The 26840-nt window shown below is 72.4% G+C and carries 26 protein-coding genes; 17 read left to right on the top strand and 9 right to left on the bottom strand.

The window, feature by feature from the left end:
* Positions 1–15: 15 nt before the first annotated feature.
* Genes RB614_RS39910 through RB614_RS39895 form a run of 4 tightly spaced genes read left to right on the top strand, consistent with a single transcriptional unit; the run spans position 16 to position 3471 of the window.
* The gene (locus tag RB614_RS39910; protein ID WP_308717923.1) at positions 16–723 is read left to right on the top strand and encodes a methyltransferase domain-containing protein; all 708 of its coding nucleotides are present in this window, start codon (positions 16–18) and stop codon (positions 721–723) included.
* 21 nt (positions 724–744) lie between these two features.
* Positions 745–1914, top strand: a complete 1170-nt coding sequence (locus RB614_RS39905) for an acyl-CoA dehydrogenase family protein (protein WP_308717922.1) — start codon at positions 745–747, stop codon at positions 1912–1914.
* Positions 1908–2957, top strand: a complete 1050-nt coding sequence (locus RB614_RS39900) for a type III polyketide synthase (RefSeq protein WP_308717921.1) — start codon at positions 1908–1910, stop codon at positions 2955–2957. Before RB614_RS39905 ends, RB614_RS39900 begins: the two co-directional genes overlap by 7 nt.
* A gap of 16 nt (positions 2958–2973) precedes the next feature.
* Positions 2974–3471 carry a DUF6023 family protein gene (locus tag RB614_RS39895; RefSeq protein WP_308717920.1) on the top strand — a complete coding sequence of 166 codons (498 nt, stop codon included), beginning with the start codon at positions 2974–2976 and terminating at the stop codon, positions 3469–3471.
* Between the two features lie 6 nt (positions 3472–3477).
* On the opposite strand, the gene RB614_RS39890 is transcribed toward RB614_RS39895, so the two are convergent.
* On the bottom strand, positions 3478–4242 hold the full coding sequence (locus RB614_RS39890) for a hypothetical protein (RefSeq protein WP_308717919.1): 765 nt from the start codon (positions 4240–4242) through the stop codon (positions 3478–3480).
* A 302-nt stretch (positions 4243–4544) separates the two neighbouring features.
* Between RB614_RS39890 and RB614_RS39885 the strand changes: the two genes are divergently transcribed.
* Genes RB614_RS39885 through RB614_RS39870 form a run of 4 tightly spaced genes read left to right on the top strand, consistent with a single transcriptional unit; the run spans position 4545 to position 7280 of the window.
* Positions 4545–5030: a CarD family transcriptional regulator gene (locus tag RB614_RS39885; RefSeq protein WP_091551228.1), complete on the top strand. Its 486-nt coding sequence runs from the start codon at positions 4545–4547 to the stop codon at positions 5028–5030.
* A 46-nt stretch (positions 5031–5076) separates the two neighbouring features.
* On the top strand, positions 5077–5775 hold the full coding sequence (gene ispD / locus RB614_RS39880; RefSeq protein ID WP_308717918.1) for a 2-C-methyl-D-erythritol 4-phosphate cytidylyltransferase: 699 nt from the start codon (positions 5077–5079) through the stop codon (positions 5773–5775).
* Positions 5772–6245, top strand: coding sequence for a 2-C-methyl-D-erythritol 2,4-cyclodiphosphate synthase (ispF, locus tag RB614_RS39875; RefSeq protein ID WP_308717917.1), 474 nt, complete (start codon positions 5772–5774; stop codon positions 6243–6245). The genes ispD and ispF overlap by 4 nt, the downstream gene beginning before the upstream one ends.
* A 15-nt stretch (positions 6246–6260) precedes the next feature.
* Entirely contained in the window at positions 6261–7280 is a 1020-nt protein-coding gene (locus RB614_RS39870; RefSeq protein ID WP_308717916.1) for a tetratricopeptide repeat protein, read from the top strand.
* Positions 7281–7351: 71 nt separating this feature from the next.
* On the opposite strand, the gene RB614_RS39865 is transcribed toward RB614_RS39870, so the two are convergent.
* Complete coding sequence (locus RB614_RS39865) at positions 7352–8521, bottom strand: homogentisate 1,2-dioxygenase (protein ID WP_308717915.1); 1170 nt, start codon at positions 8519–8521, stop codon at positions 7352–7354.
* Between the two features lie 96 nt (positions 8522–8617).
* On the opposite strand from RB614_RS39865, the gene RB614_RS39860 reads away from it, so the two are divergent.
* The 3 genes from RB614_RS39860 to RB614_RS39850 all read left to right on the top strand — a co-directional run bounded on the left by RB614_RS39860 (position 8618) and on the right by RB614_RS39850 (position 11300).
* Positions 8618–9475 (top strand): hypothetical protein, encoded by an 858-nt coding sequence (locus tag RB614_RS39860; RefSeq protein ID WP_308717914.1) that lies wholly within the window; start codon positions 8618–8620, stop codon positions 9473–9475.
* Between the two features lie 72 nt (positions 9476–9547).
* Positions 9548–10024, top strand: a complete 477-nt coding sequence (locus RB614_RS39855; protein ID WP_308717913.1) for an SRPBCC family protein — start codon at positions 9548–9550, stop codon at positions 10022–10024.
* 19 nt (positions 10025–10043) lie between these two features.
* Entirely contained in the window at positions 10044–11300 is a 1257-nt protein-coding gene (locus RB614_RS39850; RefSeq protein ID WP_308717912.1) for an outer membrane protein assembly factor BamB family protein, read from the top strand.
* A gap of 204 nt (positions 11301–11504) precedes the next feature.
* On the opposite strand, the gene RB614_RS39845 is transcribed toward RB614_RS39850, so the two are convergent.
* Entirely contained in the window at positions 11505–11714 is a 210-nt protein-coding gene (locus tag RB614_RS39845; RefSeq protein WP_308717911.1) for a DUF397 domain-containing protein, read from the bottom strand.
* Positions 11715–11739: 25 nt separating this feature from the next.
* On the bottom strand, positions 11740–12582 hold the full coding sequence (locus tag RB614_RS39840) for a helix-turn-helix domain-containing protein (RefSeq protein ID WP_308717910.1): 843 nt from the start codon (positions 12580–12582) through the stop codon (positions 11740–11742).
* A gap of 200 nt (positions 12583–12782) precedes the next feature.
* Here RB614_RS39840 and RB614_RS39835 point away from each other — a divergent pair, with 200 nt between their 5' ends.
* A complete protein-coding gene (locus tag RB614_RS39835; RefSeq protein WP_308717909.1) occupies positions 12783–13382 on the top strand; it encodes a GNAT family N-acetyltransferase in 600 nt (199 codons plus the stop codon).
* Positions 13383–13392: 10 nt separating this feature from the next.
* On the opposite strand, the gene hisC is transcribed toward RB614_RS39835, so the two are convergent.
* Genes hisC through RB614_RS39820 form a run of 3 tightly spaced genes read right to left on the bottom strand, consistent with a single transcriptional unit; the run spans position 13393 to position 16036 of the window.
* Complete coding sequence (gene hisC, locus RB614_RS39830) at positions 13393–14469, bottom strand: histidinol-phosphate transaminase (protein WP_308717908.1); 1077 nt, start codon at positions 14467–14469, stop codon at positions 13393–13395.
* Positions 14466–15419 (bottom strand): RDD family protein, encoded by a 954-nt coding sequence (locus RB614_RS39825; RefSeq protein WP_308717907.1) that lies wholly within the window; start codon positions 15417–15419, stop codon positions 14466–14468. The genes hisC and RB614_RS39825 overlap by 4 nt, the downstream gene beginning before the upstream one ends.
* Entirely contained in the window at positions 15416–16036 is a 621-nt protein-coding gene (locus RB614_RS39820; RefSeq protein WP_308717906.1) for an RDD family protein, read from the bottom strand. Before RB614_RS39820 ends, RB614_RS39825 begins: the two co-directional genes overlap by 4 nt.
* A 130-nt stretch (positions 16037–16166) precedes the next feature.
* Here RB614_RS39820 and RB614_RS39815 point away from each other — a divergent pair, with 130 nt between their 5' ends.
* From RB614_RS39815 to RB614_RS39795, 5 genes are all read left to right on the top strand, one after another.
* Positions 16167–17570, top strand: a complete 1404-nt coding sequence (locus RB614_RS39815; protein ID WP_308717905.1) for an outer membrane protein assembly factor BamB family protein — start codon at positions 16167–16169, stop codon at positions 17568–17570.
* Between the two features lie 144 nt (positions 17571–17714).
* On the top strand, positions 17715–19382 hold the full coding sequence (locus tag RB614_RS39810) for a fumarate hydratase (RefSeq protein WP_308717904.1): 1668 nt from the start codon (positions 17715–17717) through the stop codon (positions 19380–19382).
* A gap of 508 nt (positions 19383–19890) precedes the next feature.
* Positions 19891–22908, top strand: coding sequence for an AfsR/SARP family transcriptional regulator (locus RB614_RS39805; protein WP_308717903.1), 3018 nt, complete (start codon positions 19891–19893; stop codon positions 22906–22908).
* Between the two features lie 117 nt (positions 22909–23025).
* Positions 23026–24381, top strand: a complete 1356-nt coding sequence (locus RB614_RS39800; protein ID WP_308717902.1) for a class II fumarate hydratase — start codon at positions 23026–23028, stop codon at positions 24379–24381.
* On the top strand, positions 24378–25133 hold the full coding sequence (locus RB614_RS39795; RefSeq protein ID WP_308717901.1) for an HAD family hydrolase: 756 nt from the start codon (positions 24378–24380) through the stop codon (positions 25131–25133). The genes RB614_RS39800 and RB614_RS39795 overlap by 4 nt, the downstream gene beginning before the upstream one ends.
* Here the strand turns inward: RB614_RS39795 and RB614_RS39790 are convergent.
* Positions 25087–26007, bottom strand: a complete 921-nt coding sequence (locus RB614_RS39790) for a type IV toxin-antitoxin system AbiEi family antitoxin (RefSeq protein ID WP_308717900.1) — start codon at positions 26005–26007, stop codon at positions 25087–25089. The two genes, RB614_RS39795 and RB614_RS39790, sit on opposite strands and share 47 nt — an antisense overlap.
* A gap of 123 nt (positions 26008–26130) precedes the next feature.
* The gene (locus RB614_RS39785; RefSeq protein ID WP_308717899.1) at positions 26131–26778 is read right to left on the bottom strand and encodes an IclR family transcriptional regulator; all 648 of its coding nucleotides are present in this window, start codon (positions 26776–26778) and stop codon (positions 26131–26133) included.
* Between the last annotated feature and the right edge of the window lie 62 nt (positions 26779–26840).

Raw genomic sequence — 26840 nt, 5'->3', positions numbered from 1 at the left:
GCCACGCTCGATGCCATGCGCATCCTGCCGCGCAACGATCCCCGGCAGTACGACGATCTTGCCGGGGAATGGTGGCGGCCCGATGGCGCCTTCGCGATCCTGCACTGGCTGGCCGCCGCTCGCGCCCGGCTGGTGCCACCGGCGTCCCGGCCGGGAGCGATCCTCGTCGACGTGGGCTGCGGTGGCGGGCTTCTCACCCCGCACCTGCATGGAAAGGGCTACCGGCACGTCGGGCTGGATCTCACCTGCTCCGCGCTCGAGCAGGCCGCCACGGGCGGCATCACGCCGGTCCACGCCGACGCCGGTGCCCTCCCGCTCGCCGGCGGCTGCGCCGACGTCGTGGTCGCGGGCGAGATCCTCGAACACGTTCCCGACCTGTCCCGAGCCGTCGCCGAGGCGTGCCGCGTGCTGCGTCCCGGTGGTCTGCTCGTGCTCGACACCCTCAACTCCACCGCGCTGAGCCGGCTGATCGCCGTAAAGCTCGCCGAGCGCGTCCGCGGCGTGCCACGCGGCCTGCACGACCCGGCACTCTTCGTCGATCCGCGGGTATTAGAGCGGGAGTGTGCCCGGCACGGGGTGGCACTCGCCGTCCGCGGCGTACGCCCGACCGTGCCGGGACTGGCCGCCTGGTTGGCCGGGATCGGTCGAGGTCGTGGCCGGATCGTCCCGACCTGGTCGGCCGCGATCCTCTACCAGGGCCGGGGCATCAAGGACGGCGGCTAGCAGGCAGGAGAGGGGCAGGTCATGGCGGGTGACGCGATAGCGGCTGCGCGGCGGTTGGCGCCGCGGCTGGCGGCCCGGGCGGCGGAGCACGATCGGGACGGCACGTTACCCGTGGACGACTTCGCCGACCTGCGGGCCGCGGGGCTCTTCGGGCTGATGGTGCCGGCCCGGCTGGGTGGCCGGGAGGCCGGCTTCGCCGAGTACGCGGCGGTGGCATACGAGCTGGCCCGGGGCAACGGGGCGACCGCCCTGGTCTTCAACATGCACGCCTCGGTGACCGGTGCCCTGAGCGCGGTCAACGAGGAGGTGGCCGAGTCGCTGGGCGTACCCGACGAGGCCCTGGCCGCCCGCGACCGCATGCTGGCCGAGGCGGCCGCCGGCTCCTGGTACGGCGTGGCGATGAGCGAGCGCGGCGCCGGCTCCCGGCTGTCCCGGCTCGCCACGGTGTACGAGCCGGTCGACGGGGGCTACCACCTCAAGGGCACCAAGACGTTCTGCTCCGGTGCCGGCCACGCCGACGCGTACCTGGTCGCCGCCCGTAGCGCCACCGACCAGTCGGTGGTGTCGCAGTTCCTGGTGCCGGCGACGGCGGACGGGCTGAAGGTCGAGCCCACCTGGGACTCGCTCGGCATGCGCGCCACCGCCTCGCACGACCTGCACATCGACGCCGTCGTATCGGACGACACGCTGCTCGGCGGCGTGGAAGGGCTGGCCCTGGTCGTCGCCCAGCTCATGCCGCACTGGCTGATCGCGAGCTACGCGGCCGTGTACGTCGGTGTCGCGCAGGCCGCCCTCGACGCCGCGGTCGAGCACGTGGTCAAGCGGGGCGTCTCCGAGCTCCCGTCGGTGCGCGCCCGGATCGGTCGCGCCGACGCTGCCGTGGCGGCCGCCCGCCTCGTGGTGGCGGAGGCCGCCCGCCGGGTCGACGAGGAGCCCGGCGCCGAGGAGACCAACCGCTGGGTGTGGCGCGCGAAGCTCCTGGCCGGTACCACCGCGGCCGATGTCGCGGCCTCGATGCTGGAGGCGGCGGGCACCTCGGCCACCCGCCGCGGCCATCCGCTCGAACGGCTCTACCGGGATGCCCGCTGCGGCTCGCTGCACCCGGCCACGTCCGACGTCTGCGCGGACTGGCTGGGCGTCGCCGCGATCGGCGGGGATCCGGACCGCGAGGGGACCAGCCCGCGATGGTAGCCGCCACGATCGCCGGGCTGGGCACGGCCGCCCCCGCCCAGGCCCACCAGGACGAGCTGTGGCGGGGCTTCTTCGCCAACCACTACGCCGGTACCACCCGGGCGCTCGCCGAGCGGATCTTCGCGAACGCCGGGGTGCGTACCCGCCACGCCGTCGCCAACCCGCTGATCGAAGACGTCTCCGGCTGGCCGACCGAGCGCCGCATGAACCGGTACCTGATCGAGGCCCTGCCCCTCGGCAAGGAGGCGGTCGACCGGGCGCTCGTCGACGCGGGCGTTGCCGCCGCCGACATCGGGCTCTTCGCGGTCTGCTCCTGCACCGGATACGTCACGCCGGGGCTGGACATCCTGCTCGCCCGCGACATGGGCATGGCGGACGACACGCAGCGGCTCTTCGTGGGGCACATGGGCTGCTACGCGGCGATGCCGACGATCGGGGCGGCGGCCGACTTCGTGACCGCCCGCGGCCGGCCGGCGCTGCTGCTCTGCAACGAGCTGACCAGCCTGCACCTGCAGCCGGCCTCGGCCCGGGTGGACACCCAGCAGATCGTCGCCCACGCGCTCTTCTCGGACGCGGCGGCCGCCGCCGTGCTCGTTCCGGGTGGCACCAGCGGGTACGCGGTCCGCGAGGTCGCCTCGGTCACCGACACCTCGGCGGTCGACCACATGACCTGGGACGTCACCGACCTGGGCTTCCGGATGGGGCTCTCGCCGCGGGTGCCGCAGGTGCTGTCCGTGCACGTACGCCGGTTCGTCGACGCCCTGCTCGCCCGGCACGGCCTCACGGTGTCCGATGTGGACGGCTGGGCGGTGCACCCGGGCGGTCCGCGCATCCTCAACGTGGTGGAGCGCGAGCTGGCCCTACCCGCCGTCGCGCTGGGCGACTCGCGGGCGACCCTCTCCGCGTACGGCAACTGCTCCTCGCCCACCGTGCTGCTGATCCTGGAGGCGATGCGGCAGCGGCCCGACCCGCCGGCGTGGGTGGTGATGCTCGCCTTCGGTCCCGGACTCACGCTCTACGCGGCCCTCCTGCAACGCACGTAGCCGCTACAGTGCCACCGTGGAGGGGCGGCTGAGTCTCGCTGTGCTGGTCGCCGGTGCGACCCTCGCGTTCGTCGCCGGAGCCGCCTGGTGGGTGGCCGCCGCGCCGCCGACCCAGGTCGAGCCGGCCGGGATCGCCCCGCAGGTCGTGGCACCCGAGCCCGCCCCGCCCCTGGAGCCCGAGCGGGTGGACATCGATCCAGACAGCTACCTGCCCGAGTTTCCCAACACCGTCGAGCGCCAGATCCTCCGGGTCGAGCCCGGCGCGGCGTACGCGGTGAACGTCCAGGCGGTAAAGGGCGGCGAGTACCGGTTCCAGTACGTCTGCCTGGGCCCGGGCGACCTGCTGGTGCGGATCAACGGGACGACCGAGGGCGTAAAGGCCTACGAGGTCGACTGCGAGGGCAATCTCAGCACGTTCCAGTTCGTCGCCGCGCAGAGCGAGGTGCTGGTCGAGATGTACCGGCCCGGCACGGAGCCGGCCGAGGTGGGCATCCAGGTCATCGCCGTGGAGTGAGGCGGCTCAGGACAGCCGGGCGAGATCGCCGCGAAACTGCTCGATGGTCTGCGCGGCCGGCACCGTGGAGATGATCTCGCCGGTGCGGGCCACCAGCAGCACGGTGGCCACCTGGCCGGTGCCCTGGGTGCCGAGCTGGAGGCTGCCGCGCAGCTCCCCGGTCGGGTCGGCCAGCATGCGCACGCTCGCCGCCCCGGTGCCCGGCCCACGCGGCGTGCTGGCGCGCGGCGGCGGCGCGGAGGACTTCGTGACCATGACGACCGTGACGCCCGGCTTGGCGGCGGCCGCGGTGTCGGCGACGAGGCGGGTGCAGTCACAACCGTCGGTGAGCATCACCGCGGCGGGGAGCAGGCCACGCAGCGAGACGGGGGATCCGTCGACATCGATCAGGTCGAGGGCCGGCATGGTGCGGCTCGGCATCGGGGCGCTCCCGGACTGGCGGGCGACCGGCGGCGGCAACGGCTGCTGCCGGCCCGGCCAGGTCACCGCGAAGAGGCTCGCGAGCGTGGCGAGCACGGCAACCGCCATGATCAGCAAGGGGATGCGCAGGGAGGACTGGCCCGTGCCGCCGCGGACCGGCCAGCCGAGCCGCCGGCGCCACGTGTCCTGGCGGGCCCGCCGGCGTAGGTCCTTACGGATGGCGGCCGACTCCTCGGCGAGCTCGCTCAGGTCGTCGGGGATGACCACCGTGCCCCACTCGGGCGGCAGGTCGGGCACGCCTTCGGGGCGTCCGCCGCCTTCTGGCGGGGTGCCGCCATTGCCGTTGCCCATGGTCCGATGTCCCCCAGTCCGCGCGCCGCGAAGTCGATCGGGGTCAACCTTTAGGGTCTCTCACCGAGGGGTGGGACCGCTAGGGGGGAGCGGTCCTTACGGCCGGTCCCGGAGGCGCCGCCGGTGTCGCGGAGTGCTGATTCAGGGATTACTCTGCGTGGCGGATGGTCGATGGAATCCTCCTGTCAAGCTGGAGAAAGGCCTCTCACAGGGCCCCTGAGCTGCGCTAACGGTCAGGACCGGGGCGGGACATCGGTGCCTGAGCGTGTTACCCTAGACACAGCGAAAGGGGTTTCGAACCTATGGTTTTCAGTGTCGGCGAGACCGTTGTTTACCCCCACCACGGGGCCGCACTCATCGAGGCAATCGAGACTCGGGTCGTCAAGGGCGAGGAAAAGCAGTACCTCGTCCTCAGGGTCGCTCAGGGTGACCTGACGGTGCGGGTGCCCGCCGAGAATGCCGAGATCGTTGGCGTGCGTGAGGTAGTGGGCGAGGAAGGCCTGGGCAAGGTCTTCGACGTCCTCCGTGCTCCGCACACCGAGGAGCCGACCAACTGGTCGCGGCGTTACAAGGCGAATCTGGAGAAGCTGGCCTCTGGCAACCCGCTCAAGGTGGCCGAGGTTGTTCGTGACCTGTGGCGGCGGGAGCGTGAGCGGGGCCTGTCGGCTGGCGAGAAGCGCATGCTGGCCAAGGCTCGCGACATTCTCGTCGGCGAGGTCGCCCTGGCGGAAAAGAGCACCAAGGACGAGGCGGAGATCCTCCTCGACAAGGTGCTCACCGAGGCCTGATCCTCCGGCTGACCCGTTTACACAACCTCTCCACGGGGACCGCGACGTGACCGCGCAGCTTGATCCGCGCGGTGACGTCGCGGTCCTCGTTCCTGCGGCTGGGGCCGGAGTGCGGCTGGGCGCCGGCGGTCCCAAGGCTCTCCGCCGGCTCGGTGGAGAGCCGTTGCTCGTGCACGCCGTGCGCCGCGTGGCGGCCGCACCGTCCGTGAGCGCGATCGTGGTGGCCGCGCCACCGCCCGACGTCGAGGCCGTGCGCGCACTGCTCGCCCCCGTGGCTCCGGTGATCGTCGTGGCCGGCGGGGCCGAGCGGCAGCAGTCCGTGGCGGCGGCCCTCGCCGCGGTGCCCGAAGGGCCCGACATCATCCTCGTGCACGACGCCGCCCGGGCCCTCGCCCCGGCGTCGCTGGTCGAGTCCGTGGCGGCAGCCGTGCGGGCCGGCAGCGCCGCGGTCATCCCCGTGCTCCCGGTCGTCGACACCGTCAAGGAGGTCGGCGCCGATGGGGTGGTGCTCGGCACGGTCGACCGCTCCGCACTCCGCGCCGTGCAGACCCCGCAGGGCTTCCGCCGGTCGATCCTCGCCGCCGCGCACGCCGGCGCCGCCGCGGCGTACCTCACCGACGACGCGGGCCTGGTTGAAAAGCAGGGGGTACCGGTGACCTGCGTCCCCGGCCACGAGCACGCGCTGAAGATCACCCGCCCGTTCGACCTGGCGGTCGCCGAGCTGCTCCTGGGCCAGGCCACGTGATCATTCCCCGGGTCGGTATCGGCACCGACGTGCACGCGTTCGCGGCGGGGCGGCCGTGCTGGGTGGCCGGGCTGGAGTGGCCCGGCGTCGACGGCCTGGCCGGACACTCGGACGGCGACGTCGCCGCGCACGCCGCGTGCGACGCGCTCCTGTCCGCCGCCGGCCTCGGCGACCTCGGCGCCAACTACGGCACCGACCGCCCGGAGTGGGCCGGCGCCGCCGGGGTGGCGCTGCTGGCCGAGACCGCCCGGCGGGTGCGCGCGGCCGGCTTCGAGATCGGCAACGTCTCGATCCAGGTGGTGGGCGTACGGCCGAAGATCGGACCGCGCCGGGCCGAAGCCGAGGCGCTCCTGTCGACCGCCGTGGGCGCCACCGTGACCGTCTCCGGCACCACCACCGACGGGCTCGGCCTCACCGGCCGGGGGGAGGGCCTCGCGGGTCTCGCGGTGGCAGTGGTGTACCAACGCTGACGTAGGCTCGGCCTCGTGCCCAGCGATGCGCCATCGGACCGGGACGCCACACCCGACAGCTACGTGCAGCGCGCCGCACTCCTGGCCGATCTGGGCCGCTACGACGAGGCGGCCGGGGAGCTGGCGGAGGCCCTCGCTCTCGATCCGCACCACTCGGCGGCGTTCGCGACGCTGGCCAGCGTGCACCTGGCCGCCGAGCATCCCGCCGAGGCACTACTGGCCGCCGAGGCAGCCGTCGCCGCCGCCCCGGGTGACCTGCCGGCCCTGGTCAGCCGCGCGATGGCCCTGACCGACCTGCGCCGGTTCGCGGAGGCCGCCGCCGTGGCCGAGGAGATCCTCCGGCTCGGCCCCGCCGATCCGTACGCGCAGCGCAGCGCCGCCGCCGTCCTGGCCGACTCGCGCAACGGCCAGACCGCCATCGACGCCGCCTGGCGCGCGGCCCAGCTCGCGCCCCGCGACCCGCTGACCCACCTCGTGCTCGCGCTGGTGGCCGGCCGCCTGGGGCGCTTCGAGCTGGCCGAGCGGGCCTACCACGAGGCGCTGCAGCTCGACCCCACGCTCTCCGGTGCGGCCGACGAGCCAGGCATCGTGCGGCTGGACCGCCGGCGGTACGCGCGGGCGCTGGAGCGGGTCTCCGAAGCCGCCGTCTTCCAGCCGATGCCCACGTTTCAGCCCGCGCCGGAGCCGGCCGCCAAGCGCCCCGTGGAGCGCGTCCGGCCGGTGGTGCTCTTCGGCGCCACGCAGAGCCTGGTCACCGCGATCCTGGTCGCGTTCGTGGCGGCGGCCGGCGGTGCGAGCTCGCGGCTGCTGGCCGGCGTGCTCGGCGGCGTCGGCCTGCTCGCGCTCGGCGTGCTGATCGGCCGGCTGCCGCGCCCAGACCGGTTCGGCGGCCGCCCGGGACGGCTGGCCACGCTCGCGGTGGCGGCCGGCCCCTGCCTCGTCATGCTGTACGCGTTGGTCGGCACGCCCTGGCCGCTCGTGCTCGCGATCGTCTCCGCCGTGACCGGCCTCACCCTCCTCACCCGCCTGGGGTGAGAAAGCCCGGGGTGAGAAAAGCCGGGGTGAGAAAGCCCGGGGCGAGGACGCCCTGTGGTGAGGAGGCCGAGCTAGCCCGTGCTGCGTCCCGCCCACGTCCAGGCGTACCCGGTGTCCTCACAGGACAGTGCCGGCTCGCAGAGATCGAGCGGCCGGAACGTGTCGACCATCACCGCCAGCTCGTCGAAGTAGTCGACCCCGATCGCCCGCTCCACCGCGCCCGGCTGCGGCCCGTGCGTGAAGCCGGCCGGGTGCAGTGAGATCGACCCCTGCTCGATGCCGGAGCCGCGCCGCGCCTCGTAGTTGCCGCCGGTGTAGAAGAGCATCTCGTCCGAGTCGACGTTGTGGTGGTTGTACGGCACCGGGATCGCGAGCGGGTGGTAGTCGACCTTTCGCGGCACGAACGAGCAGATCACGAAGTTTGGCCCCTGGAACGTCTGGTGCACCGGCGGCGGCTGGTGCACCCGGCCGGTGATCGGCTCGAAGTCGTGGATCGAAAACGCCCACGGGTACAGGTGACCGTCCCAGCCGGCGACGTCGAACGGGTGGTGGGCGTACACGTAGCGGGTCCAGCCGCGCCGGTGCTGGACGTATACCTCGACGTCGGAGCCTTCCACCAGCAGCGGGGCGTCGGGGCCGCGCACGTCCCGCTCACAGTACGGCGAGTGCTCCAGGAACTGGCCGCGCACCGAGAGGTAGCGCTTGGGGGGTCCGATGTGGCCGGTCGCCTCGATCGTGAGCAGGCGCAGCAGGTCGCTGGTGGGCACGACGCGGTAGATCACCGAGGTCGGGATCAGCACGTAGTCGCCGCTGGCCACCTCGAGCGTCCCGAACGTCGACTCCACCCGGGCGGTGCCCGACTCCACGTACAGGCACTCGTCGCCGATCGCGTTGCGGTAGAGCGGCGAGGGGCGGTCGGCGACCACGTACGAGACGCGCACGTCGTCGTTGGCCAGCAGCGGCTGCCGCCCGAGCACGGCGTCGGCCCCGCCCGCGTCGAGCTTGTGCGTGCGCAGGTGGCGGGGCTTGAGCGGGCGGTTGGCGGCACGCGTCCAGGCCGGCGGGTCGTACTCCTGCGCCGCCACGATGGCCGTGGGCAGGTGGCGGTGGTACAGCAGGGACGAGTCGGCGGAGAAGCCCTCCTGGCCCATCAGCTCCTCGGCGTACAGGCTGCCGTCCGGCTGCCGAAACTGCGTGTGTCGTTTGCGCGGGACCTCCCCCACGCTCCGGTAGTAGGGCATGTCCTACCCTCCGTTATGTCCTGTTCACCGGCCGATAGCGTCCGGTTATCGGACGGTGTTGTCCGCTCCTTGTAGCGTCCATTAGGTTCTCTGTTCGTGTCAACCGGACTGATTCCGGCGCTCTTCACTCGCCTCGTGGATGACGCCGCCGTGTTCCCACCGGGGAGCGCGCCGCTGCCTGAGGCGATCATCGGGCATCGCGAGCACCGCGCGGCGTGGTACGCCGAACTCGTCGGTGCCCTCCTGCTGCCCTCGTCGGCGCTGTCCGACGTGGGCCGCCTGCTGGCGCCCGGCGAGCGGATCGAGGCCGGTCTGATCGGTGACGGCGGGGTCGACGCCCTGCCGGCTTCACTCGACGCCGCCGACCCGCGCCTGGAGATCGCTCAGGTCGAGGTCGCGGTCGCCAAGCGCGGCGAGGATCCCGAGCCCGGTCTCCGCCGGCTGCTCGCGGTCCTGGCCGATCGGCCTTCCCTCACCGGGTACGCGGAGATCCCGCTCACCTGGGGCCTCCTGGCCGCCCTGGACGCGGTCGCCGAGGCGCGTACCGCCGGTGTCGCGGTGGCCGCCAAGTTTCGCACCGGTGGGCTGGCCGCCGAGCTCTTCCCCACGCCCGTCGAGCTGGCCGCGGTGATCTGCGCCTGCCGCGACCGGAAGCTGCCGTTCAAGCTCACCGCCGGGCTGCACAACGCGATCCGGCACACCGACCCGGAGACCGGGTTCGTGCACCACGGGTTTCTCAACGTGCTGGTCGGCACCGCAGCGGCCGCCGACGGCGCCGAGGTGGCCGACGTGGCCGAGCTGCTCGCCGCGACCGACCCGGTGCCGCTGATCGAGCCGGCCCGCGCGCTGCGGGAGCGGCCTCGTCCACTCTGGATCGGCTTCGGCTCGTGCAGCGTCGTCGAGCCGCTGACCGACCTGATCCGGCTGGGCCTGGTCGACGGCGGCTTCTCCTGACCTGTGTTTGTCGGGTAATTGGCTGGGATACAGGGGGTGACGGGCGTACCGTTATTCGCCGGGGGAGGCGCTATGTCCACGGTGGCGGTTACGCGATTGGTCGATGCTCCGATGTCGCGCGTGTGGCGGGTCTTCACCGACCTGCCGGCCCGCGCCACCTGGCTCTCCACAGTGGACGCGATCGAGGTGATGACCCCGGGCCTCTTCGGCGCCGGCACGGTGTGGCGGGAGACCCGCACGATGCCCGGCGGCGTCCAGGTGACCGAGGAGTTCACCGTGCAGCGGTGCGATGCGCCGACCCGCTTCGTGGTCGCCTCGCCCGGCATCGGCGCCGACTACCGGATGACGTACACGCTGACGCCCGTCGAGGTCGGCCGCCACCGTGGCGGCACCGCGGTGACGGTGGTGCAGGAGGGCGCGCCCTCCGCTCCGGGCGGTCGCCTGCTCGTGCTCGTCTTCGGCGGCCTCGCCGCGCGCACGGTCGAGGGCGCGCTGCGGCAGGATCTGACCGATCTGGCGACCGCCGCCGTTCGGCCCGCGGCCGCTTAGGTTAGGTAACCTGCCCGGCGTGGGCATCCGACCTTCGACCTGGCTCCGGGTGGGCGCGGTCACCGTGGCCGTATCGGGTTTGATCGCCGTCGGCAGTGTGATCGCCTACCGGGTGCTGGCCCCGGCGGAGACCGTCACGGTCGCCACGACGGCGTACCCCGCCGCCCCGGCCGCCCAGCCCGGCGTGATCGGTTCGCTGCCCGCCGCACCGCTCATCGTCGACGGCCGGCTGCGCATCTACGCCGCCACCCGTCAGGTGCGCGCCGACGGGCCGGTCGACGCCCGGACGCAGCGCACCCCGTACTGGTCGTACCGGCGGTGGCCGCAGGAGCTCCTCGGCGTCGTGGCGGCCGGCACCACGGTCGTCGGGCGCTGGTCGGACGGCGACGTCGTGGCGCTCGACGCCCGCACCGGCAAGGTCACCTGGCGGGCCGCCGGCAAGCCGCCCGAGGAGGCCGGGTACGAGGGTGGCAGCACCGGTGCCGAGACCGTGTACGAGCCGGAGGGGCTCTACACGTCCGGCGGCACCGTGCTCGTGCGCGACGCCGCCCAGCTTCGCGCCCTCGACATCGCGACCGGGCGGGAGCTGTGGCACGCCCCGATGCCCGACTGCCGCGAGGGCGGGTTCACCACCGCCGGCGGCCGCTTCGTCACCACCGACGCCTGCGGCGGGACTCCGGCCGTCGAGTTCTACGACGTGGCGACCGGGCAGCCCCAGGGCCGCTGGGCGCCGCCGTCGGCCGGGGCGACGCTGGAGGTCGAGCCGCTCGGCTGCGCGCCGGCCCAGTCCGCCTGTACGGCCCTGCGCACCGTCGACGCCACCGGCTCGCGCGGCTGGCTCCTGGGCGAGCCGGACGCGGCCGGCAAGACGCCGGTGACGGCCGCTCCGGCGCTCGACCCGCCCGGTGCGGTGCTCGCCGGCGAGGTCGGCGTGAGCCAGGCCGGCGGCGATGTCGTGGCGCGCTCTCTCCGCGACGGTGCCGAAGTGTGGCGCTGGCGCGGAGACGGCACTTCGGAACTGCTCGGCGCGCAGTCCGGATCTGTGCATTTGCTAACTGAAAATTGCGACCTCGTCACTCTCGATCCAACTACTGGAAGAGAGAAGTCACGCTTCTTGCTGGCGTACGCAAGGGAAGGCATCGACTGGCGACCGGGGTTGGTTCGGGCCGGCGACGGGTTTGTCGCGGTCGAGCGGCTCGTCGAGCCGGAGAACGCTGATGCCGATGAGGCTGATGAGTATTTTGGTGCGCTGCCGGTAATCCTCGCGCGCACGTAGGAGGCCTTACCGACAGCAAGCAAACGGGGGCACCCGGTAAGGTGCCCCCGAAAAGCAAACTACGGCCCCCTAAGGATCGAACCTCTTTCAACCCGTAACTCGTTGGGCCTGCGTCCCGACCCCTCACCTCGTGTCGAGACGGGCCTGAAGCGGGAGGTTGAAAAAGGTTCGGTGGAGAGCCGTTGCGGTCGCCTCGTTCAATCGTCAGCTGTGAAGATCGAACTCACCGTTCTTCGCGCCGACGACGAAGCTGTCCCACTCGGCCGGCGTGAAGAGCAGCACTGCTCCGCTCCGGTCTTTCGTGTCGCGCACCGCGACTCCGCGGTCGAGGATGGCGACCTCAACGCAGTTGCCGTTCCCGCTACTGCGCGTGCTCTTGAACCACGCTGCACGGGTCAGGTCCAGGGCGGCCATTCCGCACCCCTTGTCCCTAGATTGATTACGGACGGTTGCGAGAAGCCTTGCGTATCCAGGCGGTCGATTCGTCGGGAGCGAGCGCCATTTTGCGCAGCCTCTCGTGGACGAGTGTATACCCGCGCACGTGATCCTGCTCTTCCAAGGCTTGACCGTTTGTCAAATTCTCCAGATAGACCACCGGCTCGTCCGCTGCGTCGGGAAAGCTTATGATCACGTAGGGTGTTGTCATTGCCGGATGGCCACCAACGGAAAACGGTAGTACCTGAACAGTCACGTTAGGTAGCTCCGACAGATCCGCCAGATGGTCGAGTTGGCGGCTCATCACCTCTGGCCCGCCAACCGAGCGCAAGAGAACCGCTTCGTTGAGTACCGCTGACAACTCGACGGGATTTTCCCGGTGCAGCACCTCTTGGCGGCGGATCCGGGCCGCCACCTTGCGGTCGAGGTCGTCCTCGCCCGCGGTGAGCCGGTAAACCGCCCGCGCGTAGTCCTCGGTCTGCATCAGCCCGGGCATCGTTTCGGCCTCGTAAGTCCAAACGGCGGCCGCCTCGGCCTCCAGCCCGACGTAGAACTCGAACCAGACCGGCAGCACGTCGCTGTAGTTCTGCCACCAGCCGCGCTGCTGGGCGCCGCGGGCGATGTCGATCAGCGCCTCGGCGTCGCTACCGGTCACCTGGTAGAGCGCGAGTGCGGCGCGTACGTCGCGGGGTTTTATCCCGATTTGCGCATTTTCAATACGAGACAAGTTGCTCTTGGACATATCGAGCTGGCGCGCCGCCTGTTCGAGGTTCATCCCCGCCTGCTCGCGCAGGTGGCGGAGCTCGCGGGCGATACGGCGGCGGCGAACTGTGGGGCTTCCGGACACGGCAGCGAGTTTCGCACCTCTATCCACGGCGCGCCACCAAGGTCGTCCGCGAATCAAAACGGGAGTTGCGTTGCATGTGTGTCAGGTGCATTCTGGTGTGGCTACCGGGTGAATTGGCATATGTCAACTGGTTCACGCCTGGTGCGCGAGTCACTGCGTTCTGTTCTCAACAATTAAGCCCAAATCGGGGGAGAACGCCGTTGAGGCATCTGTCGATCGTGCGAGCCGACCACGCCGACGTGGACGCCATCATCGACCTGATCACAGACTCCTTCCAGCATCTGGCTGTCTCGGTCTGGCTGGTGCCGCGGCGCCACGAGCGGTGGGCCGTGCTGCACGGCCACATCCGCATCCACGTCGAGCACGCGATGCGCTACGGATACGTGCACGTGACCGGCGACCGACTGGGGGCGGCGGTGTGGCTGCCGCACGATCGGCGGCTTCCGTCACCACCTGACTACGACGAACGGTTGATAAAAGCGTGCGGCCACTGGGCCGACCGGTTTCGCACCGTCGACCGGCTCATCGCCGCCCACCACCCGCGGCGCCCGCACCACCATTTGACGTACCTGGCGGTGCACCCCGAGCGCCGGGGCGAAGGCGTCGGCTCGGTGCTCCTGCGCCACCACCACGCCCGCTTGGACGCCGCCGGCATCGGGGCCTACCTGGAGGCGAGCAGCTCGCCCAGCCGCGACCTGTACTCGCGGCACGGCTACCGCACCGGCGAGATGTTCGCCGTGCCGGACGGCGCACCCTTCTGGCCGATGTGGCGCGAGCCGTACATCCCGGCCGAGCGCTGAGCGTTGGGCGTCAGAGCGCGGCTTCGGCCGCGACGAGGAAGGCGTCGTTTTCCGCCGGAGTGCCGACCGTGACCCGGACCCCGTCACCGGGGAAGGGGCGCACGATCACGCCGCGCGACTCGCAGGCCGCGCCGAACTCGGTCGACCGGTCGCCGAGCGGCAGCCAGATGAAGTTGGCCTGGCTGTCCGGGACGTCGACGCCGAGCTTGCGTACGGCCTCACCGAGCCGGTCCCGCTCCGCGACCACGAGCGCGCAGCGGCGCAGCACCTCGTCCTGCTGCCGCAGCGCCGCGAGCGCTGCCGCCTGGGCCACCGCGCTGGTGGAGAACGGGGTCACCACCTTGCGCACTGCGGCGGCCACCTCGGGCTGCGCGACCAGGAAACCGACCCGGAGGCCGGCGAGGCCCCACGCCTTGGAGAGCGTGCGCAGGATCGCGACGTTGGGGCGGTCGCCGTACACCTGGAGCCCGTCCGGCACGTCCGGGTCGGTCACGAACTCGCGGTAGGCCTCGTCGAGCACCACCAGCACGTCGTCCGGCACGGCGTCGAGGAAGCGGTCGAGGTCGGCGCGGCGGATCGAGGTACCCGTCGGGTTGTTGGGGTTGCAAACCAGGACCATCCGGGTGCGGTCGGTGACCGCGGCCGCCATCGCCGGCAGGTCGTGGCCGTGGCCGGCGTTGTTGGGAACGCGCACGCTGGTCGCGCCGGTCGTGGCCGCGACGATCGGGTACGCCTCGAACGAGCGCCACGAGTAGAGGATCTCGTCGCCGGGCAGGCAGGTGGCCCGGGCGAGGTGCTCGCAGAGGGCGACCGAGCCGCAGCCGGTGGCGATCCGCTCGGCGGCCACCTCGTACCGCTCGGCGAGCGCCTCGCGGAGCGCGACCACGCCCATGTCCGGGTAGCGGTGCACGCCGCTGGCCGCCTCGGCGATCGCCTCGACCACGCCCGGCAGCGGTCCGTACGGCACCTCGTTGCTGGCCAGCTTGATCGCCTCGGGCAGGCCCAGCTCGCGGGCGAGGTCGGCGGGATTGCGGCCGGGCACGTAGCTGGGCAGTGCCTCGAGGTCGGCGCGGGTCAACTTGGTCATTGGGTACCTCCGGGGGCATCCGCGGTCGCGGTCTGCGGCACCTCGACCACGACGGTCTGCGCGGACTTGTCGTGCAGTGCCTGGTACAGCGGCCGGTCGAAGAACGGGAAGATGCAGTCGACAAGCTGCAGGATGAAGCCGATGCAGAAGCACGACCAGAGGAACGTGGGCAGGCCCATGAGGTTCCAGCGGCGCAGCGAGCGGCCGAAGCCGAGCTGCTTCGGACTCTCCATCGGCATCACCCTGATCCGCATGATGCGCTTGCCCAGCGTCTGGCCGCTGTTGGCCGTGCTGGGCACCTCGTACGCGAACCAGAGGGCGACGCCGATGATAAAGATCACGACTTGGAGCGCGTCCGCCTGACCGCCGGGCTGGGGCAGGTTTTGCAGCACCGGCTCGCGCGCCTCCAGCCGGCGGTTCCACTCCTGGATCAGCGGCTCGTACTCCTGGTACAGCCGGAAGATGAACCATCCGTTGACCACGGCGTTGAGCAGCAGCACCATGCCGACGTCGATCAGCCGGGCGACGACCCGGGGGCCGAGCGAGGCGATCCGCAGGCCGTGCGGGCGGGGCGGCGGCACCGGCGGCCGGTACGCGTACGGCGGGTAGGGGTAGCCCGGCGGAAGCTGGGTGCCCGGTGGTGGCGGCGCCATCGGCGGCCAGGGCTGGTTTCCCGGCGCACCGCCCGGCGTAAACGCGCCGTTTCGCTGCGGCGGTGGCGGGGCGGGCGCGGCCGGGCCGGCCGGCGACTGGGACGCCGGGGGCGCCGCCGGCGTCGTGGGTGCCGCCTCCGGCGGAGGTGGGGGTGGGGCCGGCGCGGTCACCGCGGGCGGGCCCGGCGGCGGGGTTGCGTCGGCGGGCAGCGAATCCCCTATCCAGCCCTCACCGTCCCAGTAGCGCTGGGTGCTCGGTTCAGCCGGATCCTTGTACCAGCCAGGTGCGACACTCACGCAGGAACCTTAACGACCACGGTGGCGGCGAACTTGTCGTGGAGGCACTGCTGGTGCGGCTTGTCCCACAGTTGCCACAGTCCGTCGAGGTAGAGAAAGCCCGGCACGAAGTTCGTCGCGACGTGGGCGACCAGCCAGCGCTTGGCGGCCGAGCGGCGGGTCAGCGCCGTGTCCGGGGCGAGGGCGACGATCTTGATCTTCATCACGCGCTTGCCGAGTGTCTGCCCGCTGCGAAACAGGATCTCCACGTAGTAGACGTACGAAACCACGAGCAGCACCGCGAACAGGCCGATCTCGATCAGCAGCAGCGGGACGAAGAACTCCACGAAGCTCGGCTCGACCGGGGTGCCGTCGGGCCGCACCTCGAACAGGTCGGGCCCGACGGCGAGGAAGAAGATCACAAACGCGGGCACCGCGAGCACGAGCGCGACGCAGAGGAGCACCCCGTAGTCGATCAGGTACGCCAAGAGGCGGTCGGTGAAGGTCGCCAGCGGCTGTCCGGCCGGGCTCATCGCGGGCGGCGGTGGTGGTGGCCGCAGCGCCGGGGCGGCCCAGGGTGGCGGCGGCAGCTGCCAGCCCGCCTGCTGTGGCGCGGATGAGGGGGTGGGTTGCGTCACGCGGACAGTGTTACAGGTTTCCGCGACGCCTTATCACCGCAGTCATGTACGGGAAGATCACCTCAAATCACATCGACACGGACGGATCGCGCTCGCGGGCGAAGATCCCGCGTGTCGCTACCGTGGCGACGTGGCTAACGGGACGGCCAGCGGTAGGACGGGTTGGGTGGTCGCGGCCCTGATTGTGCTGGTCATCCTGGTTAGTACCAATACCTGGAACCCCTTTCCGGGCATCTGGGAGTGGGTCAGCGCCAGCCAGCCCCTCTCCTCGCCGAACGTCAGCTGGCAGCAGCGGCTCGGCAGCGGCCCGCAGAGCGTCACCTTCGCCGGCAACGCGGTCGTGGTCGAGCACCGTACGTCGGTCGAGGCGCGCGGCGTCAGCACCGGCGCCCAGCTGTGGGAGAAGGACAAGGACTGGGCGGCGGTCGCCGGCGAGGGGCTCGACTCCGTGGTCGTGGTGGGCGAGCTGCTGACCAAGGGGTACGAGGTGCTCGACCCGATCAGCGGCTCGGTGCGGCGGACCGACAAGCGGGCGGTGGCGGTGTGGACGTACCGCAATGCGCTGCTCGACGTGCACTGCGACGACGCCAAGGACTGCCAGCTCTCGGCCTGGGAGCCGCGCGGCGACGCTCCGATGTGGACGGTGGATCTACCGGGCGTCGGGTTCGTGCTCTTCGCCGACAACCCGGACCTGCTCGACGCCAAGGCGCTCAGCACCCGCCGGGTCGAGGGCGGCGCCGGCGGTCCGGTGCTGATGCCCTCGCTGCTGGGCTTTCCGGTCGACGGCAAGGTGCGCGTCGTGGACACCGCGGCCGGCCGCGTGGTGCAGGACTTCGAGCCGGACCGCCACGACCGGCACGTGGTGGTCGGCGGCCGGGTGATCCGGGTACAGGCCCGCTCCGGAGACGGCACCTGCTACTTCACGGTCATCGCCACCGACCCGGCGCTCCAGCGGGAGGTGTGGCGGCACGAGGCGGTCAACCTGCGTACCGCCGAGGGCGCCGGGTGCGCGCAGCGGGAGGACCCGGCCGGCGGGCAGAACGTGATCGTCGGCGTGACCGCGGACGGGCGGGAGGCGGTGCTCGACGCGTACGACGGGCGGGTGCTGTGGCTGGGCGGCCACGGGGAAAAGCTGCTCGCCGTCGACGACCAGTACGCGCTCGTGCGCCCGTCCGGCGGCAAAGCGGTCACCTCGTATGAGCTCGGGGCGAAGCGGGCGCGGTGGAGCTACCCGACCCAGGACCCGAAGGCCGGGGTGGCGATCGCCCGGTTCGCGGTGATCGTCGCGCCCGAAGACCCGGACCGCATCGTGGCGCTCTCGCCGGCCACCGGGCGGACGCTGGCCGACCTGCGTTCGTCGGCGAAGGTTCTCGCCGTCGGCCCGACCGGCATGATCATCGGCGAGCAGCGCGAGATCGGCTTCGTCCCGTTCACCGGGACGGCCCCACCCGCCTCGCCGGGCGCGACTCCGGCACCCGCCGACACCTCGCTCTGCGACGGGCCGAAGGAACCCAACTGCGGCCAGGTCAAGTGACCGGACCGGCAGTGGTGCCTGGCGGGTGGGAGGCGGTGCCGGCGCTGGCTTAGGCTTGCCGCTCATGAGCGAGCGGTGCGAGCGAATCATCGAACTCAGCGTGTGTGGAGCCTCCTGCCCGCGCGCGGCGAAGCGAGGACTGGTATGAGTGCCGCCGCCGCTTTCTCCTTCTCCCCGCTGCTGCCCACCGGCGCCGACCAGACCGAGTACCGGCTGGTCAGCGACGAGGGCGTCGACGTGGTCAACGGCCCGGGCGGCCGGCGCTTCCTGACCGTCGAGCCGGCGGTGCTGACCCAGCTCACCGCCGAGGCCATGCACGACATCGCGCACTTCCTGCGCCCGGCCCACCTGACCCAGCTCCGGTCGATCATCGACGACCCGGCGGCCTCGCCCAACGACCGCTACGTGGCCCTCGACCTGCTCCGCAACGCCAACATCGCGGCCGGTGGCGTGCTGCCGATGTGCCAGGACACCGGCACCGCGATCGTGATGGGCAAGCGGGGCCGGCACGTGCTGACCGACGGCACCGACGAGGAGGCGATCGCGCGCGGTGTGTACGAGGCGTACACCCGGCTCAACCTGCGCTACTCGCAGCTCGCGCCGCTGACCATGTGGGAGGAGCGCAACACCGGCTCCAACCTGCCCGCGCAGATCGAGATCTACGCCGAGGACCCGGGCGGGCAGCCCGACGCGTACAAGTTCCTCTTCATGGCCAAGGGCGGTGGCTCGGCCAACAAGTCGTACCTGTACCAGGAGACGACGGCGCTGCTGAACCCCGAGCGGATGATGCGCTTCCTGGACGAGAAGCTGCGGCTGATCGGCACCGCCGCCTGCCCGCCGTACCACCTGGCGGTCGTGATCGGCGGCACCTCCGCGGAGTACACGCTCAAGACCGCGAAGCTCGCCTCGGCGAAGTACCTGGACGGCCTGCCCACCGAGGGCTCGATGCGGGCGCACGGCTTCCGCGACCTCGAAATGGAGGCCGAGATCCTGGAGCTGACCCGGCAGTTCGGGATTGGCGCGCAGTTCGGCGGGCGGTACTTCTGCCACGACGTGCGGGTGGTCCGGCTGCCCCGGCACGGTGCCTCCTGCCCGGTCGCGATCGCGGTCTCCTGCTCGGCCGACCGCCAGGCGCTGGCCAAGGTCACCCCGTCCGGCGTGTGGCTGGAGCGGCTGGAGACCGACCCGGCTCGCTTCCTCCCGGACGTGACCGACGCGCACCTGGAGGCCGAGGACGTGGTGCGCATCGACCTCAGCCGGCCGATGGACGAGATCCGGGCCGACCTCGCCAAGTACCCGGTGAAGACCCGGCTGTCGCTGAGCGGCCCGCTGGTGGTGGCGCGTGACCTCGCGCACGCCAAGATCGCCGAGCGGCTCGACGCGGGCGAGCCGATGCCGGCGTACCTGCGCGACCACGCGGTCTACTACGCCGGTCCGGCGAAGACGCCCGAGGGGTACGCCTCCGGATCGTTCGGCCCCACCACCGCGGGGCGGATGGACGCGTACGTGGCGAAGTTTCAGGCCGCGGGGGGCTCGCACGTGATGCTCGCCAAGGGCAACCGCTCGCGCGGGGTCACCGAGTCGTGCCACCAGCACGGTGGCTTCTATCTCGGCTCGATCGGCGGACCGGCGGCGCGCCTGGCCCAGGACTGCATCAAGCGGGTCGAGGTGATCGAGTACCCCGAGCTCGGCATGGAAGCCGTCTGGAAGATCGAGGTCGAAGACTTCCCCGCCTTCATCGTCGTGGACGACAAGGGCAACGACTTCTTCGCCGAGGTGACCAAGCCCGTGCTGACCGTCGGACGGCGCTGAGGCCGCCCAGGCCAGGCCGGTCGCGCGCGGCTGACCAGGGAGTTTGTCGGGTGCGCCCAGCAAATCCCTGACCAGCCGCGTGGCGGCGCCGCGCTCACATAGCCGCCTTTCCGTTGTGCGGAAAGACGACCCCCCGTTATGAGCTGGCATGGACCAGTGACCTGGTTCCCGCGCGTCCATCCTGAACCGTCGGGCTCTCGTTCCGCTGCCGTTTCGCTATCGCGGACCCGCGCGGACCCGGCAGCGGAGGCCGGAGGTTCGGCGAGCGCACGCGAGCCGCCGGGCGCAGCGGTGCCCGCGGGAAAGCACCCCAAGAAGTCGCTCCACGCTTCCCGGGGACCCCGCGCATGCGATCCGCAGCCGGCGCGGACCGGGGCAAAATATGTCTAAAGCCCTCTGACGTGCTCGGCCGCGTGCTCGGCTCCGAAGGCTCTCTAGTGTGGGACGTCGCTTTCACTGGTGTGAAACAGCGATAGATTTCATGAAGGCCGATCTACCGGGAGCGGGTATGCGGTTCGGGATCCTGGGGCCGCTGCGGGTGGGCGGCACCGAGGACGCCACGGTCACCGCCGGGCGGGACCGGGTGGTCCTCGCCATGCTCCTGCTCAACGCCGGCCGGGTGATGCCGGTCGACCGCCTGGTCGACGCGATGTGGGACGGTGCCCCGCCCAATACCGCCCGGGGCCAGTTGCAGACCTGCGTCTCCCGCCTGCGCCGGTCGCTCGCCGCGACGGTCGGCGACGAGGTGATCGTCACCGACCCCGCCGGGTACTCCGCCCGGATCGCGCCGGACGACCTGGACGCGACCGTCTTCGGCCAGCTGACCGCGGAGGCCCGGGCGGCGGCCGACGGCGAGCGGCTGGAGGAGGCGCGGGACGCGTACCGGGCAGCGCTGGCGCTGTGGCGCGGGCCGGCGCTCTCCGGTATCGCCAGCCGGGCCGTGCAGCGGGGTGCCGCGGCCCTGGACGAGCAGCAGGCCGTCGCGATCGAGGAGTGCGTCGAGGTCGAGCTCCGGCTGGGCCGGGAGCGCGAGCTGCTCGGCGAGCTGACCGACCTGGTCGAGCTGTACCCGCTGCGGGAGCGCCTGCGGGCCCAGCTCATGCTTGCGCTCTACCGGGCCGGTCGGCAGGCCGACGCGCTGGCCGTCTACCGGGAGGCCCGCGCGGTCCTCGCCGAGGACCTGGGCATCGAGCCCGGTCCGGCGCTGCGCGAGATGCAGCAGCGGATCCTGGTCGGCGACGTGGCGGCGGCCACCGAGGAGCGCCGGCCGCACCCGCCCGCGCGCTGCCTGCCCCGCACCGCCGCCGACTTCACCGGGCGCAACGAGGTGGTGGCCCGGCTGGTCGAGGCGGTCGAGCGGGCCGACCCGAGCGGGCCGGTGATCCAGCTGATCGACGGCATGGCCGGGAGTGGCAAGACGACACTGGCCGTACACGTGGCGACGCTGCTCTCCGGCCGCTATCCGGACGCGCAGCTCTTCGTCGACCTGCACGGGCACAGCGAGCAACGGCCGCTGGAGCCGACCGCCGCACTGGTCACGCTGCTGCGGCAGCTCGGCGTGCCGAGCGAGCGGATCCCGCCCGCGCCGGACGAGCGGGTCGCGCTGTGGCGCACCGAGCTGGCCGCGCGCCGGGTGCTCGTGGTCCTCGACAACGCGGCCAGCACAGCGCAGGTCGGCCCGCTGCTCCCCGCCGCCCCGGGCTGCCTGGCGCTGGTGACCAGCCGGCGCCGGCTCGTGGGGCTGGACGGCGTACACCCGGAGCCACTGCCGGTGTTTGCCGAGCCGGAGGCCGTCGAGCTGCTCGCCCGGGTGGCCGGCCCGGAGCGGATCTCCGCCGAGCCGGCAGCCGCCGTCGAGGTGGTACGGCGCTGCGGGTACCTGCCGCTGGCCATCCGCCTCGCCGGCGCCCGGCTGGCCCACCGGCGCAGCTGGCGGGTGGCGGACCTGGCCGCGCGGCTGCGCCGGGAGCGCCCGGTGCTGCCCGAGCTGGCGGCCGAGGACCGTACGGTGGCGAGCGCGTTCGCGCTGTCGTACCGGCAGCTGCCCGAGCCGGCCCAGCGGATGTTTCGGCTGCTCGGCCTCTACCCCGGGGTGTGGTTCGACGCGCTCGGCGCGGCAGCGATCGCCGACCTGCCGCTCGTCGAGGCGCAGGACCAGCTCGACGAGCTGGTCGACCGGCACCTGGTGGAGGAGCCGCGGGCGGGACGGTTTCGGCTGCACGACCTCATGCGCGAGTACGCCCGGGAGCTGGTCGGCGCCACCGAGCCGGAGGCCGCCCGGCAGGCCGCGGTCGGGCGGGTGCTCGACTGGGCCCTGCACGCCGTGGCGGGGGCCACCGCCGAGCTGGAGCGGGGGCTGCTGCACGGCTCGCTCGACCTGCGCCGGCCGATGCGCCCCGATCTGGTGGTGCCGTTCGGCGACGGCGGCTCGGCCTGGCTGGAGGAGCAGCGGCTCAACCTGCCGGGGCTCGTGCGGTGCGCGGCCGAGACGGGCCACCACGAGTACGCGTGGAAGCTCGCCCGCGCCATGTGGCGCTTCCTCTTCATCCGGTACTACGGCGACGACCTGCTCGCCACCCAGCTCGACGGCCTGGCGGCGGCGCAGCGCTCCGGCGACGACGCCGCGGTGGCGACGATGCACAACTACCTGGCTTCCGTGTACTTCCGGGCGGGCGAGTACCTCGACGCGATCGAGCACGTGGAGGCGGCCCTGAAGCTGCGCGAGCGGCTCGGCCACGAGCGTGACGCCGCCGTCTGCCGCGGCAACCTCGGCGTGGTGATGATCCAGCTCGGCCGGCTCTCGGAGGGCGTCGAGTGCTCGAAGCAGGCGCTCGCGACCTGGCGCCGGCTGGCCAACGAACGGGGCATCTCCTCCGCCCTGGCCGACCTGGGCATGGCGTACATGCTGCTCGGCCGGTACGACGAGGCGCTGAGCATGCACCGCCGGCACCTGCTGCTCGCCGCCGAGCACGGGCTGGACTTCCAGATGGGTGTGGCGCTCGGCCACCTCGCCCAGGTGCGGCTACGGCTCGGCCAGCTCCCGGTGGCGATCCGCCTGCTGCGCAGCGCCCTGCACCTCAAGCGGCGCACCGGCAACCGGTACGGCGAGGGGGAGGTGCTCAACGACCTGGGCGTGGCGTACCGGCTCTGCGGCGACGGGGCCACGGCCGAGCGCTATCACCGGGAAGCGCTGAGGATCATGCGGGAGATCGGCGACCGACGGGGCGAGGCGCTGGTCCGCAACGACCTGGGCGTCGCGCTCGCCGCCGCTGGCCGCTCCGTCGAGGCGGGCGAGCAGCACACGCAGGCGCTGGCGATCGCCCGGCGGATCAAGCACCGGTACGAGGAGGCCCGCGCCCTCGACGGACTGGCCACCGGCCTGCGCCACGCCGACCCGTCCCAGGCCCGCCGCCACTGGGAGCGCTGCCTGGCCATCGGCCGCGACATGGGCATCCCCGAGGCGGCCGCGGTCGCCCGCCACCTGGCCGACCTGGACGCCGAGCAGGCCGCCGCCATCCGCCGCTGACGGGGTCCGCACCCGCGCGGGGTGGCGAGCGCGACTGCTTGAGATGCGGCGCACGGACGATCATTGGGTCAGGATGGGTGTGTGACAGACCAGGCTTGGCGCGTAGAACGAGACACGATGGGCGAGGTCCAGGTGCCGGCCGACGCCCTCTGGCGGGCCCAGACCCAGCGGGCCGTGGAAAACTTCCCGATCTCCGGCCGCGGCCTCGAACCGGCCCACATCAAGGCCCTCGCGCAGATCAAGGGCGCGGCCGCACAGGTGAACGTGCAGCTCGGCGTGCTGCCGGCGGACGTGGGCGAGGCGATCGCGACGGCCGCCGCACACGTCGCCGACGGTGGGTACGACGACCAGTTTCCGGTGGACGTCTTCCAGACCGGCTCCGGCACCTCGTCGAACATGAACGCCAACGAGGTGCTCGCCACCCTCGCCGGCCGCGAGCTGGACCGGCCGGTGCATCCCAACGACGACGTGAACGCCTCGCAGTCGAGCAACGACGTCTTTCCCTCCTCGATCCACCTGGCCGCGACCGACGCGGTGGTGCACGACCTGCTGCCCGCGCTGCGGCATCTCGGCTTTGCGCTGGAGGCGAAGGTCGACGAGTTTGCCAGCGTGGTGAAGGCCGGCCGCACGCACCTGATGGACGCCACCCCGATCACTCTCGGCCAGGAGTTTTCCGGGTACGCCGCGCAGGTCCAGTACGGCATCGAGCGCCTGGAGGCGAGCCTGCCCCGCCTCGCCGAGCTGCCCCTCGGCGGCACCGCGGTCGGCACCGGCGTCAACACCCCACCCGGCTTTGCCCCCGAGGTCATCGCGAGGCTGCGCGAGATCACCGGGCTCCCGCTCACCGAGGCGCGCAACCACTTCGAGGCGCAGGGCGCACGGGACGCGCTCGTGGAGGCCTCCGGCCAGCTGCGGACGATCGCCGTCGGGCTCTACAAGATCGCGAACGACATCCGGTGGATGGGCTCGGGCCCCCGGGCCGGCCTGCGCGAGCTGCAGATCCCCGACCTCCAGCCCGGCTCGTCGATCATGCCGGGCAAGGTCAACCCGGTGGTCTGCGAGTCGGTGCGCCAGGTGTGCGCGCAGATCCTCGGCAACGACGCCACCGTCGCCTTCGCCGGCTCGCAGGGCGACTTCGAGCTCAACGTCATGCTCCCGGTGATGGCCCGCAACCTGCTGGAGTCGATCCGGCTGCTGGCCGGCGCGAGTCGCCTCCTCGCCGACCGCTGCGTCACCGGGCTCGTGGCCAACGTCGAGATCAACCGCGAGTATGCCGAGTCGTCGCCATCGATCGTCACCCCGCTCAACCGCTTCCTCGGCTACGAGGAGTCCGCCTCGATCGCCAAGCAGGCGCTCGCCTCCGGACAGTCGATCCGGGCGGTGGTGCGCGACCGGGGTCACGTGGAAGCCGGCCGGATCACCGAGGAGCAGCTGGAGCAGGCACTCGACGTGCTCCGGATGACCCGCCCATGAACCACCCGGCGACGGCGCCCCCGATCACCACCGTCGTCTTCGACGCGGACGAAACGGTCGTCGATCTCTCGCCCGCGGTGACCGGAGCCCTGGCGACGGTCCTGGCCGAGATGCGGCGGCTGAGCCCGGCGGCGGAGGCGCTGACGGTGGCCGACCTCGCCGAGGACTGGCCGCCGGTCTTTGCCGCCATGCGCGCGGCGCCGACACCGGACATCCGGCGGGCCGCGCTCGCCCGGTCGCTCGTCCGGGTGGGGCTGGAGGCGGAGCTGGACCGCGTCAGCGAGATCTTCTTCGCCCGGCGATTTGCGCTGAGCCGCCCCTTTGCCGACGTGCTGCCGGCGCTGGCCGCGCTCCGGGCGCTCTACACGGTCGGGATGGCCACCAACGGCAACAGCCGCGCCGACCGGTGCGGCCTGACCGGCGAATTTGCCTTTGAGGTCTACGCACACGAGGGAGGCCTGCCCAAGAAGCCGGCGGCCGAGTTTTTCGCGGCGGTGGTCGAGGCGGCGGGCTGCGTGCCGGCGGCGGTGGTGCACGTGGGTGACTCGTGGGAGCACGACGTGCGGGCGGCGCGGGCCGCCGGCCTGCGGGCGGTGTGGCTCAACCGCGCCGGGGCGCCGCGCCCGCCCGGTCCGGCACCCGATGGCGAGGTGCGCTCTCTCGCCGAGCTGCCCGAGCTGCTCGCCGGACTGGCCGCCGGCCGGGTCACGGCTGCCACCCCCGATCCAGAAGGGCAACGCGCAGCGCGGTGACGAAGTCGGTGAAGCCGTGGCGCATCTGCCGCAGCGTCACCGGCAGCACGGTCCAGCCGGCCGCGGTCAGCTGCCCGCGGCTGTAGCGCTGCATCAGCTCGGGGTCGACGTCGTCGAGGCAGCGGGACCGGCCACCGGCGCACGGGCCCTCGATCTCGACGGCCACCTGGAGCTCCGGCCACACCAGCTCCGGGTGGAGCACCCGGCCGGTGGCCAGCTCGATCGGGTGGCGGGCGACCGGGCGGGGGAGGCCGGCGGTGACGATCCTGATGCGCAGGCTGGACTCGGCGGCGGACCGGGACCGCGGGTCGGTCAGGTCGAAGACCCGCAGCGCCCGGCTCCGGGTGAGATGGTTGGCGTGGCGCTCGACCACCTCGCCGAGGTCGGCCCGGGCGACCTGGCCACGCCGCAGCAGCCGGTCGATGATCGACACGGCCTGGGTCAGCTCGAGCCAGCAGGCCACATCCCACGCCGTACGAGCGGGGGTGGTGCGGCGCAGCCCGTCGCGTGCCTCCATCTCGTCGGCGTCGATGTCGATGCCGTGGATCCGCAGCCCGTGCTGGGAACGGAGGCGCAGGTCGGGCGGGAGGATGACGTGGACGTCGTCGTTGTAGCTGGCGGCGTGCTCCACACCGTGCAGGAACGCGGCGGAGGGGCCGGCGAAGACCGCGGTCACCGGCAATCGCAGCGCGGTCGCACGGCACGCGAGGGTGTGGTCGAGCCGGATCCGGGAGTCGGCGTAGACGTCGTGGCGCACCCGCACCCAGGCGGTGCTCCGCAACTGGTTGGTGGAGACGAGGTCGCGCCGGACCGCGTCACTGCCCCGAAACACCTGCCACTGCAACGGTGACGGCCGCTGGGATGTAAGTGCCATGCGCAAAAGCGTCGCGATCCGTACGCCTGATCAGTACCCCCTGTGGACAACGGCGGCCCGTTGATCCACAGTGGCCTGTGGACAACTCCACGGCCCTCGCGAAGGCCGGTATCATGCGCCGCCTCAGCCGAGTGCCTGAGCCACCGCCGCCGCGGCGCTGACCACCTGCGGCCCCACCACCTCGGGGTCGAGCGGGCCCAGCGCGACCACCCCGACGCTCGCCTCCAGCCCTTCCAGCCCCAGCACCGGCACCGCCACCCCGTACGCGCCCGGCTGCAGCTCCCCGGAGGTCGTGACCACGCTCGCGTCGCCCTGCCGCCCGGCGAGGATGGCCCGGCCGGCCGCGCCCCGGTCGAGCGGGTGCCGGGACCCGGTCCGGTACGCGACGTGGAACGCGGTCCAGCTCGGCTCCACGACCGCCAGCGCGACCGCCTCGCCGCCCTCCGCGATCGTCATGTGGGCGGTCGCTCCCACGGACTCCGCGAGCCGGCGCAGCGGTGGCCGCGCGGCGTCGGCCAGCAGCGGCTGGGCCCTGTTGGCCAGGTGCAGCAGGCCGGCGCCGAGCCGCAGCCGCCCGCGCCCGTCGCGGCGGACCATGCCGTGCTCGACCAGCGCGCCGACCAGCCGGTACACGACCGCGCGGCCCACGCCGAGCCGGGTCGCCGCCTCGGTCACGGTCATCCCGCCGGGCGCGTCGGCGACGAGGAAGAGCAGCCGGAGCCCGCGGTCGAGGGTCTGCGCGGTCTCCGGCCCGCGCCCACCGTCACTCACGGCCGTCTTCGCTGCGCTCGCTCACGCCCCGAGCCTACGAGTACGGGATTCGCGCGACCGGT

Origin of the sequence: Phytohabitans maris (genome assembly GCF_031085175.1) — a bacterium.
Lineage (GTDB): Bacteria > Actinomycetota > Actinomycetes > Mycobacteriales > Micromonosporaceae > Phytohabitans > Phytohabitans maris.
The sequence above is the reverse complement of the archived record's forward strand: the minus strand, read 5'-3'. Positions and strand labels throughout refer to the sequence as shown.